This window comes from Nocardiopsis mwathae (assembly GCF_014201195.1).
Taxonomy (GTDB): domain Bacteria; phylum Actinomycetota; class Actinomycetes; order Streptosporangiales; family Streptosporangiaceae; genus Nocardiopsis_C; species Nocardiopsis_C mwathae.
Window position 1 is genome coordinate 1,806,389 of record NZ_JACHDS010000001.1, and the last position, 16,036, is coordinate 1,822,424.

The 16,036-nt window shown below is 73.5% G+C and carries 19 protein-coding genes; 10 read left to right on the forward strand and 9 right to left on the reverse strand.

Annotated features, from left to right (window positions below):
* Positions 1–5 precede the first annotated feature (5 nt).
* Positions 6–851 carry an FAD/NAD(P)-binding protein gene (locus tag HNR23_RS07385; protein WP_184074682.1) on the forward strand — a complete coding sequence of 282 codons (846 nt, stop codon included), beginning with the start codon at positions 6–8 and terminating at the stop codon, positions 849–851.
* Between the two features lie 9 nt (positions 852–860).
* On the opposite strand, the gene HNR23_RS07390 is transcribed toward HNR23_RS07385, so the two are convergent.
* The 6 genes from HNR23_RS07390 to HNR23_RS07415 form a co-directional block, all read right to left on the reverse strand.
* Positions 861–1,259: a VOC family protein gene (locus tag HNR23_RS07390; RefSeq protein WP_343070460.1), complete on the reverse strand. Its 399-nt coding sequence runs from the start codon at positions 1,257–1,259 to the stop codon at positions 861–863.
* Positions 1,260–1,374: 115 nt separating this feature from the next.
* Complete coding sequence (locus tag HNR23_RS07395) at positions 1,375–2,163, reverse strand: polyprenol monophosphomannose synthase (RefSeq protein ID WP_184074683.1); 789 nt, start codon at positions 2,161–2,163, stop codon at positions 1,375–1,377.
* Positions 2,164–2,364: 201 nt separating this feature from the next.
* Entirely contained in the window at positions 2,365–3,171 is an 807-nt protein-coding gene (locus HNR23_RS07400; protein ID WP_184074684.1) for a DeoR/GlpR family DNA-binding transcription regulator, read from the reverse strand.
* A 77-nt stretch (positions 3,172–3,248) separates the two neighbouring features.
* On the reverse strand, positions 3,249–3,419 hold the full coding sequence (locus HNR23_RS07405; protein ID WP_184074685.1) for a hypothetical protein: 171 nt from the start codon (positions 3,417–3,419) through the stop codon (positions 3,249–3,251).
* 147 nt (positions 3,420–3,566) lie between these two features.
* The gene (locus tag HNR23_RS07410) at positions 3,567–4,730 is read right to left on the reverse strand and encodes an MFS transporter (RefSeq protein WP_184080039.1); all 1,164 of its coding nucleotides are present in this window, start codon (positions 4,728–4,730) and stop codon (positions 3,567–3,569) included.
* 67 nt (positions 4,731–4,797) lie between these two features.
* On the reverse strand, positions 4,798–5,556 hold the full coding sequence (locus tag HNR23_RS07415; protein WP_184074686.1) for a DeoR/GlpR family DNA-binding transcription regulator: 759 nt from the start codon (positions 5,554–5,556) through the stop codon (positions 4,798–4,800).
* Positions 5,557–5,673: 117 nt separating this feature from the next.
* Here HNR23_RS07415 and HNR23_RS07420 point away from each other — a divergent pair, with 117 nt between their 5' ends.
* Positions 5,674–6,411 carry a 4'-phosphopantetheinyl transferase family protein gene (locus HNR23_RS07420; protein ID WP_343070462.1) on the forward strand — a complete coding sequence of 246 codons (738 nt, stop codon included), beginning with the start codon at positions 5,674–5,676 and terminating at the stop codon, positions 6,409–6,411.
* Between the two features lie 19 nt (positions 6,412–6,430).
* Here the strand turns inward: HNR23_RS07420 and HNR23_RS07425 are convergent, their stop codons facing one another.
* Positions 6,431–7,099, reverse strand: coding sequence for a LysE family translocator (locus HNR23_RS07425; protein WP_184074687.1), 669 nt, complete (start codon positions 7,097–7,099; stop codon positions 6,431–6,433).
* A 151-nt stretch (positions 7,100–7,250) separates the two neighbouring features.
* On the opposite strand from HNR23_RS07425, the gene HNR23_RS07430 reads away from it, so the two are divergent.
* The 4 genes from HNR23_RS07430 to HNR23_RS07445 all read left to right on the forward strand — a co-directional run bounded on the left by HNR23_RS07430 (position 7,251) and on the right by HNR23_RS07445 (position 10,188).
* Positions 7,251–7,730, forward strand: coding sequence for an Lrp/AsnC family transcriptional regulator (locus HNR23_RS07430; RefSeq protein WP_184074688.1), 480 nt, complete (start codon positions 7,251–7,253; stop codon positions 7,728–7,730).
* Between the two features lie 314 nt (positions 7,731–8,044).
* Entirely contained in the window at positions 8,045–8,620 is a 576-nt protein-coding gene (locus HNR23_RS07435; RefSeq protein ID WP_184080043.1) for a TetR family transcriptional regulator, read from the forward strand.
* A 117-nt stretch (positions 8,621–8,737) separates the two neighbouring features.
* Positions 8,738–9,568, forward strand: coding sequence for an SAM-dependent methyltransferase (locus HNR23_RS07440; RefSeq protein ID WP_184074689.1), 831 nt, complete (start codon positions 8,738–8,740; stop codon positions 9,566–9,568).
* An 80-nt stretch (positions 9,569–9,648) separates the two neighbouring features.
* On the forward strand, positions 9,649–10,188 hold the full coding sequence (locus HNR23_RS07445) for an NUDIX hydrolase family protein (RefSeq protein WP_184074690.1): 540 nt from the start codon (positions 9,649–9,651) through the stop codon (positions 10,186–10,188).
* 17 nt (positions 10,189–10,205) lie between these two features.
* On the opposite strand, the gene HNR23_RS07450 is transcribed toward HNR23_RS07445, so the two are convergent.
* Positions 10,206–10,967: a metal-dependent hydrolase gene (locus HNR23_RS07450; protein ID WP_343070463.1), complete on the reverse strand. Its 762-nt coding sequence runs from the start codon at positions 10,965–10,967 to the stop codon at positions 10,206–10,208.
* A 221-nt stretch (positions 10,968–11,188) separates the two neighbouring features.
* On the opposite strand from HNR23_RS07450, the gene HNR23_RS07455 reads away from it, so the two are divergent.
* Positions 11,189–12,280: a phosphotransferase family protein gene (locus HNR23_RS07455; RefSeq protein ID WP_184074691.1), complete on the forward strand. Its 1,092-nt coding sequence runs from the start codon at positions 11,189–11,191 to the stop codon at positions 12,278–12,280.
* Here HNR23_RS07455 and HNR23_RS07460 read toward each other — a convergent pair.
* Positions 12,258–13,295 (reverse strand): glutathione S-transferase family protein, encoded by a 1,038-nt coding sequence (locus HNR23_RS07460; protein WP_184074692.1) that lies wholly within the window; start codon positions 13,293–13,295, stop codon positions 12,258–12,260. The two genes, HNR23_RS07455 and HNR23_RS07460, sit on opposite strands and share 23 nt — an antisense overlap.
* Positions 13,296–13,562: 267 nt before the next feature.
* Between HNR23_RS07460 and fabG the strand changes: the two genes are divergently transcribed.
* From fabG to HNR23_RS07475, 3 genes are all read left to right on the forward strand, one after another.
* Complete coding sequence (fabG, locus tag HNR23_RS07465; RefSeq protein WP_184074693.1) at positions 13,563–14,267, forward strand: 3-oxoacyl-[acyl-carrier-protein] reductase; 705 nt, start codon at positions 13,563–13,565, stop codon at positions 14,265–14,267.
* Positions 14,268–14,361: 94 nt separating this feature from the next.
* Positions 14,362–15,126 carry an enoyl-ACP reductase FabI gene (gene fabI / locus HNR23_RS07470; protein ID WP_184074694.1) on the forward strand — a complete coding sequence of 255 codons (765 nt, stop codon included), beginning with the start codon at positions 14,362–14,364 and terminating at the stop codon, positions 15,124–15,126.
* A gap of 115 nt (positions 15,127–15,241) precedes the next feature.
* Entirely contained in the window at positions 15,242–16,006 is a 765-nt protein-coding gene (locus HNR23_RS07475) for an SDR family NAD(P)-dependent oxidoreductase (RefSeq protein ID WP_184074695.1), read from the forward strand.
* Positions 16,007–16,036: the final 30 nt, after the last annotated feature.

The window sequence follows — 16,036 nt, forward strand, 5'->3', positions numbered from 1 at the left end:
GCGGGATGAGCACGGGAAGGGAGAACGGGGTCCTGGGAGTGGGCACGAGCCGGAACGCCGCCGAACCGGTCATCGCGTTCGCGGGCGGCGGCCCCAGCGCCGCGCTGGTGGCCATCGCGCTGCTGCGCGCCACCACCTGGCTGCGCCTGGGCTACGAGGTGGTCCTGTTGGACGAGTACGGCCGGTACGCCCGCGGCACCTCGTGCGCGGGCGGCGACGACCGGCGGCTGGACGCGCCGGTCCGCACGCTGTCGGCCTTCCCCGACCGCCCGGCCCATCTGCTGGAGTGGGCGCGGAGCAGCGGGGTGCGGTGCAGCCCGGCCACGCACCTGCCGCGGCGGGTGTACGGCGACTACCTCGCCGCGACGCTCGCCGATACCACCGACTGGGCCTGGCCGCACGCCGCCGTCCACCGGCGGAGCGCCCGGGTGGCCGCACTGGCGGCCGACGGGGACGGGGTGGTCCTGCACATCCGCGACGACCGTCCGGGGCGCGCGAGTGCCCGGACCCGGTCGGCCGGAACCGGAGCGGGCCCCGCCGGAGAGGAACGGCTGCGGGTGGCCGCCGCCGTCGTGGCCACCGGAGACCCGGCGGTCCACGCCCCGCCGCCCATCGCCGGTGTGCCCGCGCAGCGTGGCGCGGCAGGGCTGGCGAGCTGCCCGCGCGGGGCACTGATCACCGTGTCGGGCGGCCCGTCGCCGTGCCTGTTCGTCGTCGGCCCGGCGCGCCGCGGGCACCGGTTCGACGCCCTCCCGCGCATCCGCGACCAGGCCGAACGCCTCGCCGGGCTGATCGCCGACACGGTGCTGCGCCGGGCCGGAACCGCGCATCGCGGGGACCCGGCCGGGTAGCCGGCGCCCTCACTCCTGCTGGAACAGGCCGATGAGGTTGCCGCAGGTGTCGTTGAAGACGGCCTGGGTCACCGTCCCCTCCTTCGTCGGCTCCATGATGAACTCCACGCCGAGTTCGCGCATGCGCTCGTACTCGGCGTGGATGTCGTCGGTGGCCAACGAGGTCATGGGCGTTCCGGCCGCCATCATCGCCCCCTGGTACTGCCGGGCGATCCGGCTGCCGCCGGGTTCGAGGAGCAGTTCCACCCCCTCCGGTCCCCGGGGTGAGGCGACGGTGAGCCACCGGGCGTCGCCGATGGGGAAGTCCTGCTTCTTCTCGAAGCCCAGCACGTCGGTGTAGAAGGCCGGCGCCTTCTCCTGGTCGGTGACGTACACGCCGGTCAACGCGATCCTGATCATGAGGGGCATGCCCTTCCGGTCGGTGCGCGAGGAGTGATCACCGCCGAGTCCCGCACCTGCCGGTGACACCGCACGGGACGGACACGGTGCGCCCATAGGAGAGCGGACCGCCCCGCGCGGCCCCTCATTTCCTGCGCGCCTCGCGCTCGTAGGAGCGCAGCCGGAACGGGCGCAGCGCGGACTCGACCTGGACGGCCAGGTCCATCTTGCTGGACCCCTCCTGCCGGTCCTCGAAGTGGATCGGGATCTCCACGATCTTCTGCCCCCGCCGGTAGGCGCGGAAGTGCATCTCCACCTGGAAGCTGTAGCCGCTGCTGTGGATGCTCGGCAGGTCCAGCACCTCCAGCGCCTCGCGGCGCCACAGCTTGAAGCCCGCCGTCACGTCGCGGACCGGCATCGCCAGGATGGCCTTGACGTAGGCGTTGGCCCACCCGCTGAGCAGGCGGCGGCGCAGACCCCAGTGTTCCGACAGGCTCCCGCCGGGAACGTAGCGGCTGCCGATGACCACCCCGGCGCCGGTGGACAGCAGGGTCCCCAGCAGCTGCGGCAGGTAGCCCGGCGGGTGGCTCAGGTCGGCGTCCATCTGGGCGACGTACTCGGCACCGTCCTCCAGTGCCCTGGTCATCCCGGCGACATAGGCGCGCCCGAGCCCGTCCTTGGCGGTGCGGTGCACGACGGTGATGCGCGGTGCGCCCGCCCCGACCTCCCCGGCGCTCGCGGCGAGCTTGTCGGCGATCTCACCGGTGCCGTCGGGAGAGCCGTCGTCCACGATCACCAGCCGCAGGTGCGGCAGGCCCAGGGCGAGGACCTGTTCGACCAGGACAGGGAGGTTGTCGGCCTCGTTGTAGGTGGGGACGACGACGGTCACCCGGGCCTGCGACCACGGCTCGGGGAGTGTCACGGGAATCGGCATACAGCGGTCTCCAGGGGGACGGCGGTCGTGGCGGGCGGGCGTGGAACGGCCCTGCGCGCTGCCGCACCCTCCGGTACCTGCGACGCCGCCCGTGCGCCCACCCCTTACCGACCAGTATCGGACGTTGTGTCCCCGGCCGCCAGCCGGCGGCGATGGCGGCGGACGACGGCCCGGAGCCGCGGGGCGCCGAAACCCCCGCCTCTACTCGCCGCGGTCGACCTCCAGCACCGCGACGTGCACGAGCGTGCCCATGTCCTCCAGCGTCATCAGCACCTCGGGATCGGCGTGGTTGTCGGTGATCAGGTGCGCGATGTGCTCGGGTGCCACGGTCTGCACCATCGTGTCGGCGCCGACCTTGGTGTGGTCGGCCAGCACGATGACCTCCTCGGCGCAGCCGACCAGCGCCCGGTCGGTGCTGCCCACCGCCGGGTTGGGCGTGCTCAGCCCCCGCTCGGCGGTGACGCCGTTGCCGGACACGAACGCGCGGTGCACGCGCAGCCCGGCCAGTGACTGCTCGGCGGCGGTGCCGACCAGCGCGAGATTCGTGCTGCGCAGCGTCCCGCCGGTCACCACCACCTCCACCCCGGGTGCGGCTGCCAGGATCTCGGCGACGGGCAGCGAGTTCGTCACCACGGTGAGGTTCCGCCGCCCGACGATCTCGCGGGCCAGCGCCTCGGTGGTGGTCCCGGGGCCGAGCACGATGGCGTCGTCGTCCTGGACCAGCCGGGCGGCGGCCGCGGCGATGGCGAGTTTCTCCGGGGCGGCCGTGCCGGAGCGCTGGGTGTGGTTGTGCTCGTGGACGAGCCGACCGGGCAGAGCGGCCCCGCCGCGTCGCCGGTCGATCAGGCCCTCGGCCTCCAGCACGCGGATGTCGCGGCGCACGGTGACCTCCGAGGCGCGGACCTGGGCGGCGATGTCGCGCAGCGCCATGCTGCCGTTGGCGCGCACCAGCTCCAGGATGCGCTCCCGGCGCTCCGCCGCGAACGCGGGCCTGGTCTCCTCCGTCATCCCTGTGTCCCCCCTGATCACGCCGGGCCTTCGGCTCGATCATAGGGCGGGACCGGGGGGCCGCTCTTCTCAGGCTCTCATCCGAGGTGGACGCCGTGGGCGTGCGACGAGCGGTCGACCTCCTCGTCGTCGGCCTGTTCGGCGTCGCCGGCATCGCCCGCCCCGGCCAGCAGTGCCGTCATGAACAGTCCGACGAGTAGAGCGAACATCGCCAGAGACCCGATACCGAACATCACCATGATGGACACGGGGGCCTCCTTGGGGGACGGACCGACCTGCCTCCCCGGCCCCGGCGGCACGGACCGCACCACCGGGCACCCGGGGTCTGGAGAACGGATTCCCAACGGGACCGGCGGTTACACCTCATCGGACGCACCCGGTGCGGTGCGTGACCGTCACCTCACCGGGCGCAGCGCTCCGGCCATTCCCGCCATGAGCAGGGCCAGCAGGGCGGGCAGCGCCAGTGCGACGCCGAGTCCGCAGAGGTGGGCCAGGGCGCCGATCAGCACCGGACCGCTGAGCAGGCCGACGTAGCCCGCGGCCGCGACCCGGCTCAGGTTGCGTCCGGCGCGCAGCGGATCGAGCGCGGCCGCGGCGGTGAAGGCCTGCGGGACGATGCACGACAGGCCCGCCCCCATCAGCCCGAACCCGGCGACGGCCGCCCACGGCACCGGGACCAGCAGCGCCGCCCCCAGTCCGGCCGCCGCCAGCAGTCCGCCGCCGCGCACCACGGTCGCGGGGCCGAACGCGGCGCTGAGCCGGTCACCGACGAGCCGCCCGGCGGCCATCGTGGCGGAGAAGACGGCGAAAGCGCCGGCGGCGACCGCGGCGGAGCTCCCCATCGTGTCGTGCAGGTAGACGCTGGACCAGTCGAGTGCGGCGCCCTCGCCGAGGAAGGCGGCGAACGCGACGAAGCCGAACAGCAGGAGCTTCGGCGCCCATGCCGCAGGGGGGACGGGCGCGGGGGGACCGGCCTCGACCGCCCCGGCGGCGGGCGGTGCGGATGCGGCGTCGGGCCCGGCCAGCAGGCCCCGCCGCACCGCCACCGACACCGCGGCCATGACCGACGCGACGCCCCAGAAGTGGGCGGCCGGACCCACACCGGCCTGGGCGGCCAGCGCGCCGATCCCGGCCCCGGCGAATCCGCCGAACGAGAACGCCGCGTGGAACGAGGCCATGATGGGACGGCCGTAGAGCCGCTCGACCCGGGCGGCGTGCACGTTCATCGGGACGTCGAGCATGCCGTGCCCGGCGCCCAATGCGAACAGCGCGGCGAAGAGGAGGGGCAGCGAGTCGGCGTGACCCGGCGCCGCGAGCGCGAGGCTGCCCGCGACCGCCGCCGGGAGGATGACGGCGGCGCTGCCGAAGCGGTCGCTCAGCCGACCGGCGGCCTGCATGGCGGCGAGCGCGCCGAGGGCCAGGCCGAGCAGGCCGATGCTCAGCCGCCCGTCGTCGAGGCCGGTCTGTGCCTTCACCGCGGGGACGCGGGCCGCCCACGTCGCGATGATCAGCCCGGCGATGAAGAAGTACGCGGCCACGGCGCCGCGTGCGCGGCGCAGTCGGCGGTCGGGGCGGGCGGCGGAGGGGCCGCTGCCGTGCCCGGTGGACGGGGCGGATGCGGAGGCGTCAGGCACGGACGACCGTCACCCCCGCCGCCTGGAGGTCGGCCACGATGCCGTCGGGGGCGGCGGAGTCGGTGACCAGGGTGTCGATGGCGGTGACGGGGCCGACGCGGCCCATCGTCACCTGCCCGAGCTTGGTGGAGTCGGCGGCCAGGACGGTGCGCCGGGACGACCGCATGGCGGCGCGTTCGACCGCGACCTCGCCGAGGTCGTGGGCGGTGATGCCGTCGCCGACCGTGATCCCGCAGCAGCCCAGCACGGCGACGTCGAAACGCACCGCGTCCAGGGATGCCTCGGCCAGGGGTCCGTGCAGGCTGAGCTCGGTGGGGCGGACCTCGCCCCCGGCCATCAGGACCTTGGTCGCGCGGTCCGCGCTCAGCAGCTGGGCGGCCTGCAGCCCCAGGGGCATCACGGTGATGGCCCGCCCCGCCAGGACACGGGCGACCTCGGCCGCGGTGGTTCCGCCGCCGAGGACCACGGCGCTACCGGGGCCGATCAGCTCGCCGACGGCGGCGGCGATGCGCCTCTTGGCCTCGGCCGACTGGCGCTCGCGCAGTGCGTAGGGGGCCTCCTGGCCGCGCGGGACCAGGCTGACGGCGCCGCCGCGCACCCGCCGCAGCACGCCCTGGGCGGCGAGCTGGTCGAGGTCGCGGCGGATGGTCATCTCGGAGTGGTCGGTGAGTTCGGCGAGCTCGGTGACGGTCACCTCGCCGGTCTCCCGCAGCCGGGAGACGATCAGATCGGTTCTGTCCGCACTGTCCATGCCGCCCATTCAAACACATATCATGTTCGATGTCGGGAAAAACTATCGTTATCCATGTTCGAAGGAACATCGGGGTCGGGTGTGCCGCGGGCGCGGACGACCCGCCACAATGGGGGCGTGACGAAACCGACCTGTGACGTGTGGTGGGCGGAACCGGCCCAGGCGCACCCCGGCCTGCTCGACCTGCTCGACGAGGAGGAGCGCGCCCGCCACGCGCGCTTCCGCCTCGCGGCCGACCGCGACCGCTACGCGGTGGCCCACGCCCTGGCCCGGCTCGTCTGCGCCCGCCGCGCCGGGTGCGCACCGCAGGAGGTGCGCTTCACCCTGCACTGCAGGAACTGCGAGTCGCGCCGGGAGCCGCGCACCGAGCCGCACGGCAAGCCGCGCCCCGCCGGGCCGGCGCTCGGCCTGGAGATCTCGATCAGCCACTCCGGCGACCGGGTCGCACTCGCCGTGTCCGACGGGGTCGAGGTGGGGGTCGACGTCGAGGCGGTCGCGCCCGACCGGGACATCGACCGGCTGGCCTCCTACACGCTCACCGAGAAGGAGCTCGCGGCCTGGCACGCCTTGCCCGGCGCCGAGCGCACCGCCGGCTTCTTCCGGTACTGGGCGCGCAAGGAGGCCCTGCTCAAGGCGACCGGGGACGGACTGTCGGCCGGGCTCGGCAGTGTCGGGGTCACGGGGCCGGGCGACCCGGCGGGTCTGGTCGCCTGGAGCGCGCCGAAAGCGCCCGCCGACGTGTGGCTGACCGACCTGGACGCCGGGGCCGACTACCGCGCGGCGCTGGCGGTGCTGGCCCCCGGCCCGGTCGCCCTCGCCATGCACCGGGCCGCCCCGCTGCTGGCCGCCGGGTAGCGCCGCTACCCGGATCCGGTCAGGCGGCCAGCGCGAGGGCGACGCCGAAGGCGGTCAGCGCGACGCCGCTGCCCAGTTCGATGCCCTGGCGGACCCGGCGGCGGCGCAGGAACTCGGTCAGGCGGGTGATCGACAGGATGTAGATCAGCCACCACGCCCCCGTCACCAGCACCACGATGGAGCCCAGCACCGCCGTCTGCAGGGTGGCGTCGGCGGGGGAGTCGATGAACTGCGGCAGCGCGGTGAGGAAGAACGCCAGCGGCTTGGGGTTGAGCACGTTGTTGAGCAGGCCCTGCCAGAACGGGGCGCCGCCGTGCACCCCCGTGCCCTCGGTCGGCTCTCCCTCCCCGCCGGAGGCCGGGTCGGCGGCCTGGACGAGGGTGCCCGCGCGCCATCGCCGCCGGAGCCGCACCAGCGCGCTGGTGCCCAGGTAGATGAGGTAGGCCGCGCCCGCCAGGCGCAGCACCGTGACGAGCGTCGGGTTGGCCGCGATGAGCACGGTCAGCCCGGCCGCGGCCAGGGCCGCCCAGGCCGACATGCCCAGCACGCAGCCTGCGGCCGTCGCGAAGCCGGTGCGGCGTCCCCCGGTGAGGGTGTTGCGGGTGACCAGGACGAAGTCCGGTCCGGGTAGGACCACGATCAACACCGTGGTGAGGGTGAAGAGGAGCAGGTGCTCCGGCTGTGGCATGGCGGATCCCTCCCATCGGGTGAGCTGCGTCACCGCTGCGGCCTGCGACACGACGAAACGACCGGGAGGTCCCGGTCGTTTCACGGCAAGAACAGCTCAATTATGTTGAGTTATCGGTCTATATGGCAAACTGCCGTGATATCTTCGGACCATGGCCGATAATCTGCGTCTTGATTCGACCGACCTGGAGATTCTGCGGGTTCTGCAGAACGATGCACGGATCACCAACCGCGAACTCGCCGCCACCGTGGGCATTGCGGCCTCCACCTGCCTGGACCGCGTCAACCGGATGCGCGAGGGCGGCGTCATCCTGGGCTACCGCCTCCAGGTTTCGCCCGAGGCTCTGGGGCGCCCCATCCAGGCATTCCTCACCATCCGCGCCCAGCACCGCCGCGAACTGCTCGCCTCCCTGGCCGAGCACATCCGCTCCCAGCCCGAGACCCGCGCGCTCTACCACCTGGCCGGGCGCGACGACTTCCTGGTCCTGGTGGCCGCCGAGAGCGTCGCCGACCTGCAGCGGCTCGTCATCGACGAGCTCACCTGCCGACCGGAGATCACCCAGGTGCAGACGACTCTGGTGTTCCAGGAGTGGGAGGGCGGCCCGCTGCTCCCGCCCGGCGCGCGGGCCTGACCGCGCAGACGTGTGCGGGTGACCGGCGTCACCCTCGCCCGGGGCGCGTCCCGGTCTATTGTGTGCACGTGGCCCCCGCACCGGGGCCCTCGGAGAACACGACCCGACCGGGTCGCACAGCGGCAGAACAGTGACAGAAAGGCCGTGCCGTGGCCGTCCGAACCCGCGGTGGCGAAGGCAGCTCAGCAAGACCCCCGTCCCCGGCGTCCTGCGCCCCCGCCGACCGCGCCGAGGCCGCCGCGGCGGCCGCGGCCGGTGAGAGGGCCGGCGCGGCGGCCGCGGCCGGTGAGAGGGCCGGCGCGGCGGCCGACACCGTGCCGCGGCGCCTGCTCACCGCGGCCACCCGGCTCTTCGCCGAGAAGGGCTTCGACCGCACCTCCGTGAAGGAGATCGTGGACGCCGCCGCCGTCACCAAGGGCGCGATGTACCACTACTTCGCCGCCAAGGACGACCTGCTCGCCGAGGTCTACGCGCGGGTGCTGCGCATGCAGATGTGCAGACTGGAGGAGATCGCCGCCTCCGGCGGGCCCGTCGACGACCGCCTCGGCCGGGCCGCCGCCGACGTCGTCGTCAGCACCATCGCCAACCTGGACGACGCCACGATCTTCTTCCGCTCGATGCACCAGCTCAGCGCCGCCAAGCAGCGCGAGGTCCGGGCCGAGCGGCGCCGCTACCACGAGCTGTTCCGGTCGCTGATCAGCGAGGGCCAGAGCGAGGGCGTCTTCGCCGACCGCGTGCCCGCGGACCTGGTGGTGGACTTCTACTTCGGCTCGGTGCACCATCTCAGCACCTGGTACCGCGCCGAAGGCGCGCTGACCCCCGCCGAGATCGGCGCCCACTACGCCCGCCTCCTCCTCGACGCCCTGCGGCCCGCGACCGCCCCCGCCTGACCCCGGCGCCGTGCGCCCGCCCGGCCCGGAGCACCCCCGGCGGAGCCGGAACCCCCGCCACCACTACGATGCGTGCGACGCACCGGCAGACCGAGCACGCACAACGGGGGCCCCGCCATGACCGAACGTCCCGCCTGGATGCAACCCCGCTTCGACGACCCCGCGGCACCGCCCGGGATCGACACGAGCGCCGCCCACCCCGCCCGGATCTGGGACTACTGGCTGGGCGGCAAGGACAACTTCGCCGCCGACCGCGCCACCGGCGATCTGATCCTGGAGGCCATGCCGCAGATGGGCGCCAACGCCCGCGCCGACCGCGCGTTCCTCGGCCGGGCCGTGCGCCACCTCGCCGCCGACGCCGGCATCCGGCAGTTCCTCGACATCGGAACCGGCATCCCCACCGCCGACAACACCCACGAGGTCGCCCAGTCGGCGGCCCCGGACAGCCGCGTCGTCTACGTCGACAACGACCCGGTCGTGCTCGCCCACGCCCGCGCCCTGCTCGTCGGGGACGAACGGGGCAGGACCGACTACGTCCACGCCGACCTGCGCGAGCCCTCCGACGTCCTGGAACAGGCCGCCCGGACCCTGGACTTCGACCGGCCCGTCGCCGTCATGCTCCTCGGCGTGCTGGAGTTCATCACCGACCCCGGGCAGGACGCGGCCATCGTGCGGACCCTGATGGACGCCCTGCCCTCCGGCAGCCACCTGGCCGTCTCGGTGTCCACCACCGAGGTGGACGCCGCGGCCATGGAGGAGGCCGCGCGGCTGTGGAACGAGGGCGGCTCCACCCCGCTGGTGCTGCGGACCGCCGACGAACTCGCCGCGCTGTTCGACGGCCTGGAAACGGTGGCACCCGGCGTCGTCCCGTGCACGGAGTGGCGCCCCGAACCCGGTGCCGACACCACCCCGGTGGCGCAGTACTGCGCGGTCGGCCGCCGCCCCTGAGGCGCCGCGCGGACACGCCGACGGCGGACACGGGTGGGTCGACCGCTCTCCTGTGGCCCCTGATGCGGTAGAACGTCGACATGACGGAAAGCATGAGTGACAGCGCGCCCGGATGGTTCTCGCCCGAGGAGCTGGACGGCGTGCGCAGTCGGCTGCCCATCCTCTATGTCAACGCCGTCCCGGTGCGGACCGACGAGTCCGGCATGGTGACGCACGTCGGCCTGCTGCTGCGGGCCGCCCCGGACGGCACCATCAGCCGCGCCCTGGTCTCCGGGCGGGTCCTCTACCACGAGCGCATCCGCGACGCGCTCACGCGCCACCTGGAGAAGGACCTCGGCCCGATGGCGCTGCCGCACGTCCCCGCATCGCCGCAGCCGTTCACCGTCGCCGAGTACTTCCCGACCCCCGGCATCACGCCGTTCCACGACCCGCGCCAGCACGCGGTGTCGCTGGCCTACGTCGTCCCGGTCACCGGCGACTGCCAGCCCCGCCAGGACGCGCTCGACCTGGTGTGGTTCACCCCCGAGGAGGCCGCCGGCCCCGCCGTCCAGCAGGAGATGAGCGGCGGCCAGGGCGTGCTGCTGCGTCAGGCCCTCGGGCACGTCGGCCGCCTTTCCTGAGCGGGCCGGTGCGCCGCTCAGACCAGCAGCGCCGCGCCCAGCGCGGGGGTGCCGAGCAGGCAGCCCCACCGGATGACCAGTTCCACCGGAGAACCGGTCGAGAAGCGCAGGCCGTGGGGCATCCCGACCATCCGCCAGCGCTGCCCTCGGATGCGCACCGGCCAGGCCAGGGGGACGGCCGTGCGCGTCAGTGCGTCGCCCAGCGAGTGCACGATCATGCCCATCGCCAGCACCGCGCCCACGTAGCCGCCCGTGGCCACGCCGCCCCAACCGACCAGTAGCGCGGTGGCGACGCCCGCGAGCAGGGACACGGTCGGCCACGATCCCAGCTCCCGCCGGTTGCGGCCGCGGGGCAGGCACTGGCCCAGGCCGCGCAGTGCCAGGGAAAGCGTCAGCCACAGGACGACCGCAAGCGCCTGCCACCACAGGCTGCAGACCACTCCCACCGCGGCGCCCACGGCGAGCGCGAACAGCGGGGTGTGCAGCAGGTAGCGGTGCTCGCCGTCGGACACGCGGTCGCCGCGGGTGCGGGTGCGCCGGTAGACGGCGGCCGACAGCGCCCGGGCGCCGCGGCTGACCAGCCCGGTGGCCGGGCCCTGCGAGCGGGTGGCCGTGGAGTTGGGGTGGTCGAGGTCGGGCAGGAGGGCAGCGCCCGCGCCGATCCCCGCGGCGGCGGTCAGCTCCACCGGCCCCGCGGGGACGCCGAAAAGCGGGGCGAGCAGCCCGGTGGCCGCCACCCCGGCCAGTGCGCCGGTGGCGGCGTGCGAGCCGCCCATCATCGCGCGGCCGCCTCACCGTGCGTAGCGGTCCGACGTGGTGTCCGGTGAGGGGTGAAGCATGGGGAATCGGCGCAGGGGAGGGCGGTGTGGGGCACCGGGGGCCTTTCTTCTCTTGTCGGAGGGGTCCTTCCAGGGTCACACACCGTGCCGACATGTCGGTCCGGGAGGCCGCCCTCCGAGCACCCTCCGACCGGACGCAGATCGAATACCGACCGGGTGGTATGTTGGTCGCTCCTCGAAGGCATCGAACGGCGGGAGGGCCGACCGTGGGTACGGCGACGACGAACCCCCCGGGGCTGGACCCGCAGCGGCTGCGTGCCCACCTCGACGCCGAACGGCCCGGACTCGTGTGCGGCGACCTGCGGGCCACCCTCATCACCGGCGGCCGCTCCAATCTCACCTATGACGTCACCGACGGCCACCGGCACTGGGTCGTGCGCCGCCCGCCGCTCGGCCACGTGCTTCCCACGGCGCACGACATGTCGCGCGAGCACCGCGTCGTCACCGCGCTCGCGCCGACGCCCGTCCCGGTGCCGGGGACGGTCCTGTACTGCGACGACCCCGAGGTCATCGGGGCGAGCTTCTACGTCATGGAGCGGGTCGTCGGCACGCCCTACCGGGAGGCCGACCGACTGGCCCGACTCGGCCCGCGGCGCACCCGGAACATCGCCCACGCGATGATCGACACCCTGGTCGACCTGCACGCCGTCGACCCGGCCGCGGTCGGTCTCGGCGACTTCGGGCGCCCCGACGGGTTCGTCGAGCGCCAGCTCCGCCGGTGGGCCCGCCAGCTGGACTCCTCCCGGAGCCGCGAGCTGCCCGGCATCGACGAGCTGCACTCCCGGCTCGCGGCGGCGCTGCCCGCCTCACCCCCGCCGACCATCGTCCACGGCGACTACCGGCTGGACAACCTCCTGATCGGCGCCGGGGACGGTGCCGGCCCCGACGACCGCATCACCGCCGTCCTCGACTGGGAGATGTCCACCCTCGGCGACCCCTTCACCGACCTGGCCCTCCTCATCGCCTACAGCAGCCCCGCCATCCCGCCCGTCCCCGGCGTCAGCGACGCCCACACGGCGCCGGGCTACCCCGGCCCCGACGAGATCGCCGAGCGCTACGCGCGGTGCTCCGGACGCGACGTCTCCGGCCTCGACTTCTACGTCGCCTTCGCCTACTTCAAGCTCGCCGTCATCCTGGAGGGCATCCACTACCGCTTCGCCCGCGGCCAGACGGTGGGGGACGACTTCGACCGGCTCGGCGAGGCCGTCCCCCGGCTCGTCGAGGCCGGACTCAGGTCTCTCGGCGCGGACTGACGATGTCGCCGGCCCGGACGAGCTGCGCGTGCGGGTCCCGCTCGCTCAGGTGCGCCCGGTCGTGCGGTGCGTGGAAGTCCACCTGCGGCCCGGCCGGGACGATCCGGCGCGGATTGATCGCGCTGTGCGTGACGAAGTAGTGCCGCTTGATGTGGTCGAAGTCGGTGGTCTCGCGGAACGCCGGCTCGGAGTACAGGTCGCGGGTGTAGCCCCACAGGTTCGGGTAGTCGACCAGGCGCCGCACATTGGTCTTGAAGTGCGTCACATAGACGACGTCGAACCGCACGAGGGTCACCCAGAGCCGCACGTCGGCCTCGGTGATGCGGTCGCCGAACAGGTAGCGGCGCGTACCCAGCCGCTCCTCCAGGTCGTCGAGGGTGGCGAAGAGCTCGCTGACCGCGCTGTCGTAGGCGGCCTGGGTCGGCGCGAAGCCGCACCGGTACACCCCGTTGTTCACGGTGGAGTAGATCCTGCGGCTGAGCGTGTCGATGTCCGAGCGCATCCCGGCCGGGTACAGCTCGATCCGGTTGCGCGCCCAGGCGTTGAAGCAGGAGTTGAGGTCCAGTGTGATATCGGGGAAGTTGTTGCTCACGATACGGCGGGTGAAGGTGTCCCACAGCACCGGTACCGAGACGTGCCCGTCGTAGCCCGGCCGACTGGCCGTGTAGACGTCGCGCAGCAGCGCGAAGTTCCCCACGTCGTCGGGGCCGTGCCCCGGACCTTCGCGAAACGCCCAGCCCCGGCCGTCCCGGATCGGGTCGGCGATGCCGACCGAAACGACGTCCTCCAGGCCCTTGAGCTTGCGGACGATCAGCGCGCGCTGGGACCAGGGGCAGGCGTAGGAGGCGTACAGGTGGTAGCGGTGGGCCTCGGCGGGGAACCGCTGCGAGCCGACCCGGCCGCGGAAAGTGTAGGGAGGCCGGACGAAGGCCGCTTCCTTCGGGCTGGTCAGGAACGTTCCGTAGTCGCCGTGGGCATCGAAGTCGACGGGTGAGGCGGTGGTGATGGTCTTCATGGGTCCTCCCCATGCTGCGGGCGGCGCGTACCCGGATTCCTCTGGCCGTACACCGGCACAGTCCTCTGTACCCGCGCGGCCGCCCTCTGACGCCGTCCGCACCCATCCTGATCCGCGGTTTTGCCGACAGCAGGGGCCGACGCCCGGGCGTGCCGGGCCCGGTTCCCCCGGCTCGATTCCGTTACCGCCAAGTAGCTGGATACGCTGCTGTCCGTTCTGGCATGGTTGTCACCGCGCTCATCAGCGCATTCGGAGGTAGTTCGAGATATGTCCCGCACGGCACTGGTCACCGGCGGCAGCCGGGGGATCGGCCTGGCCATCGCGCGTGAGCTCGCCGCGGCCGGCGACGACGTCGCCGTCACGTACCGGTCGGGCGAACCGCCGGAGGGCCTGTTCGGCGTCCACTGCGACATCACCGACACCGCTCAGGTCGACGCCGCGTTCAAGCAGGTCGAGGAGGAGTACGGCCCGGTCGAGGTCCTGGTGGCCAACGCGGGCGTCACCAAGGACCAGCTGCTCGCCCTGATGAGCGAGGACGACTTCGCCTCGGTCCTGGACACCAACCTCACCGGGGCGTTCCGCGTCGCCAAGCGCGCGGTCCGCGGCATGATGCGCAAGCGCCGCGGCCGGATCGTCCTGGTCTCCTCGGTCGTCGGCCTGCTCGGCTCCGGCGGCCAGGCCAACTACGCCGCCTCCAAGGCCGGGCTCGTCGGCTTCGGCCGCTCGCTCGCCCGCGAGCTGGGCTCCCGCGGCATCACCGTGAACGTCGTGGCCCCCGGCTTCATCGAGACCGACATGACCGCGGCCCTGCCCGAGGAGCGGCAGGCCGAGATCAAGAAGAACGTCCCGCTGGGCCGCTTCGGAACGGCCGAGGAGATCGCCAGGACGGTGCGCTTCCTCAGCAGCGAGGACGCCGCCTACATCACCGGTGCGGTCATCCCCGTCGACGGCGGCCTCGGCATGGGCCACTGACCCCGACGCCACCAACCCGCCGGCAGCGGCGGCGCTCCCGCGCCGCGGTCCCCTGCTACCGGGCGCGAACGAAAGAACTGGACGGAAAGACTCCATGGGAATCCTTGAGGGCAAGCGCATCCTCGTCACCGGGGTGATCACCGACTCCTCGATCGCCTTCCACGTCGCCCGCCTGTGCCAGGAGCAGGGCGCCACGGTCGTGCTCACCGGCTACGGCCGGCTGAGCCTGGTCGAGCGCATCGCGCAGCGGCTCCCCGAGACCCCGCCGGTGATCGAGCTCGACGTCACCGACAGCGGCCACCTCGACAGCCTCGCCGACCGGATCGGCAAGCACGTCGACGGCATCGACGGCATCGTGCACTCGATCGGCTTCACGCCGCAGGGCGCACTGGGCGGCAACTTCCTCGACACCGCGTGGGAGGATGTCGCCACCGCCGTGCACACCTCCACGTTCTCGCTGAAGTCGCTGACCACGGCGGTGCTGCCGCTGATGCGGGACGGCGGCTCCGTGGTGGCCATGGACTTCGACAACAGCGTCTCCTACCCGGTCTACGACTGGATGGGCGTCGCCAAGTCCGGGCTCACCTCCACCGCCCGCTACCTGGCCCGCTACCTCGGCGACCAGAAGATCCGGGTCAACCTCGTCTCGGCCGGCCCGCTGCGCACCATGGCCGCCCGCAGCATCCCCGGCTTCGACGAGCTCGCCGGGCACTGGCCCGAGCGCGCCCCGCTCGGCTGGGACACCTCCGACCCCGAGCCGGCGGCGCGCGCCGTCGTCGCGCTGCTGTCGGACTGGTTCCCCGCCACCACCGGCGAGATCGTCCACGTCGACGGAGGGTTCCACTCCACGGGCGCATAGGGTGAGAGGTTCCCAGGCATGATCACCGCGGGCGCCCCCTTCGCCGCGGGCAGGGGGCCGCCCGCGGCCGCGTGCGGGACAAGCGCGGCCACACCAGAGAGGACGTAGAACGCCGATGGATCTCGGACTCCAGGGAGCCAGGGTCGTCGTCACCGGGGCGAGCCGGGGCATCGGCCGCGCCATCGCCCGGACCTTCGCCGAGGAAGGGGCCGACCTCGCCATCTGCGCCCGGTCACCCGAGCCGCTCAAGCGCGCCGCCGAGGAGCTGCGCGCGACCGGCCGCCGGGTCGTCGAGCAGGCGGCCGATGTCACCGACGGCGAGGCGCTGCGCGGCTTCGTCGCCGAGGCGGCCGAGCGGCTCGGCGGCATCGACGTGCTGGTGTCCAACGTGTCGGGCGGCAGCGCGGCCACCCCCGACCAGTGGGAGCGCGGGCTGGCCGCCGACATCCTGCCGTTCGTGCGGCTGACCGAGTACGCCGAGCCGCACCTGGCCGCCTCCGAGCGGGGTGGGGCGGTGGTCCTCATCTCCACCACCTCGGCCCTGCACGCCAGCGCGCCCTCCGGGCCCAAGGCCTACGGCGCGGTCAAGGCCGCGCTCAACCACTACGCGGCCGCGCTGGCCCGGTCGTGGGCGGAGAAGGGCGTGCGGGTGAACACGGTCTCGCCCGGCCCGATCGAGTTCCCCGGCGGCGGTTGGGACCGCCGCAGGCACAACGACCCCGTGTTCTACGAGAGCATCCGGGCCAGGATCCCCTACGGGCGGCTGGGCCGCCCCGAGGAGGTCGCCCGAGCCGCCGTCTACCTCGGCAGCCCCGCGGCGAGCTTCGTCACCGGAACCAACCTCGTCGTCGACGGCGCGTTCCTGGACCGCGTCCACTGACCCCGCCCGACCCCGGCCCCTCGGTGAGGC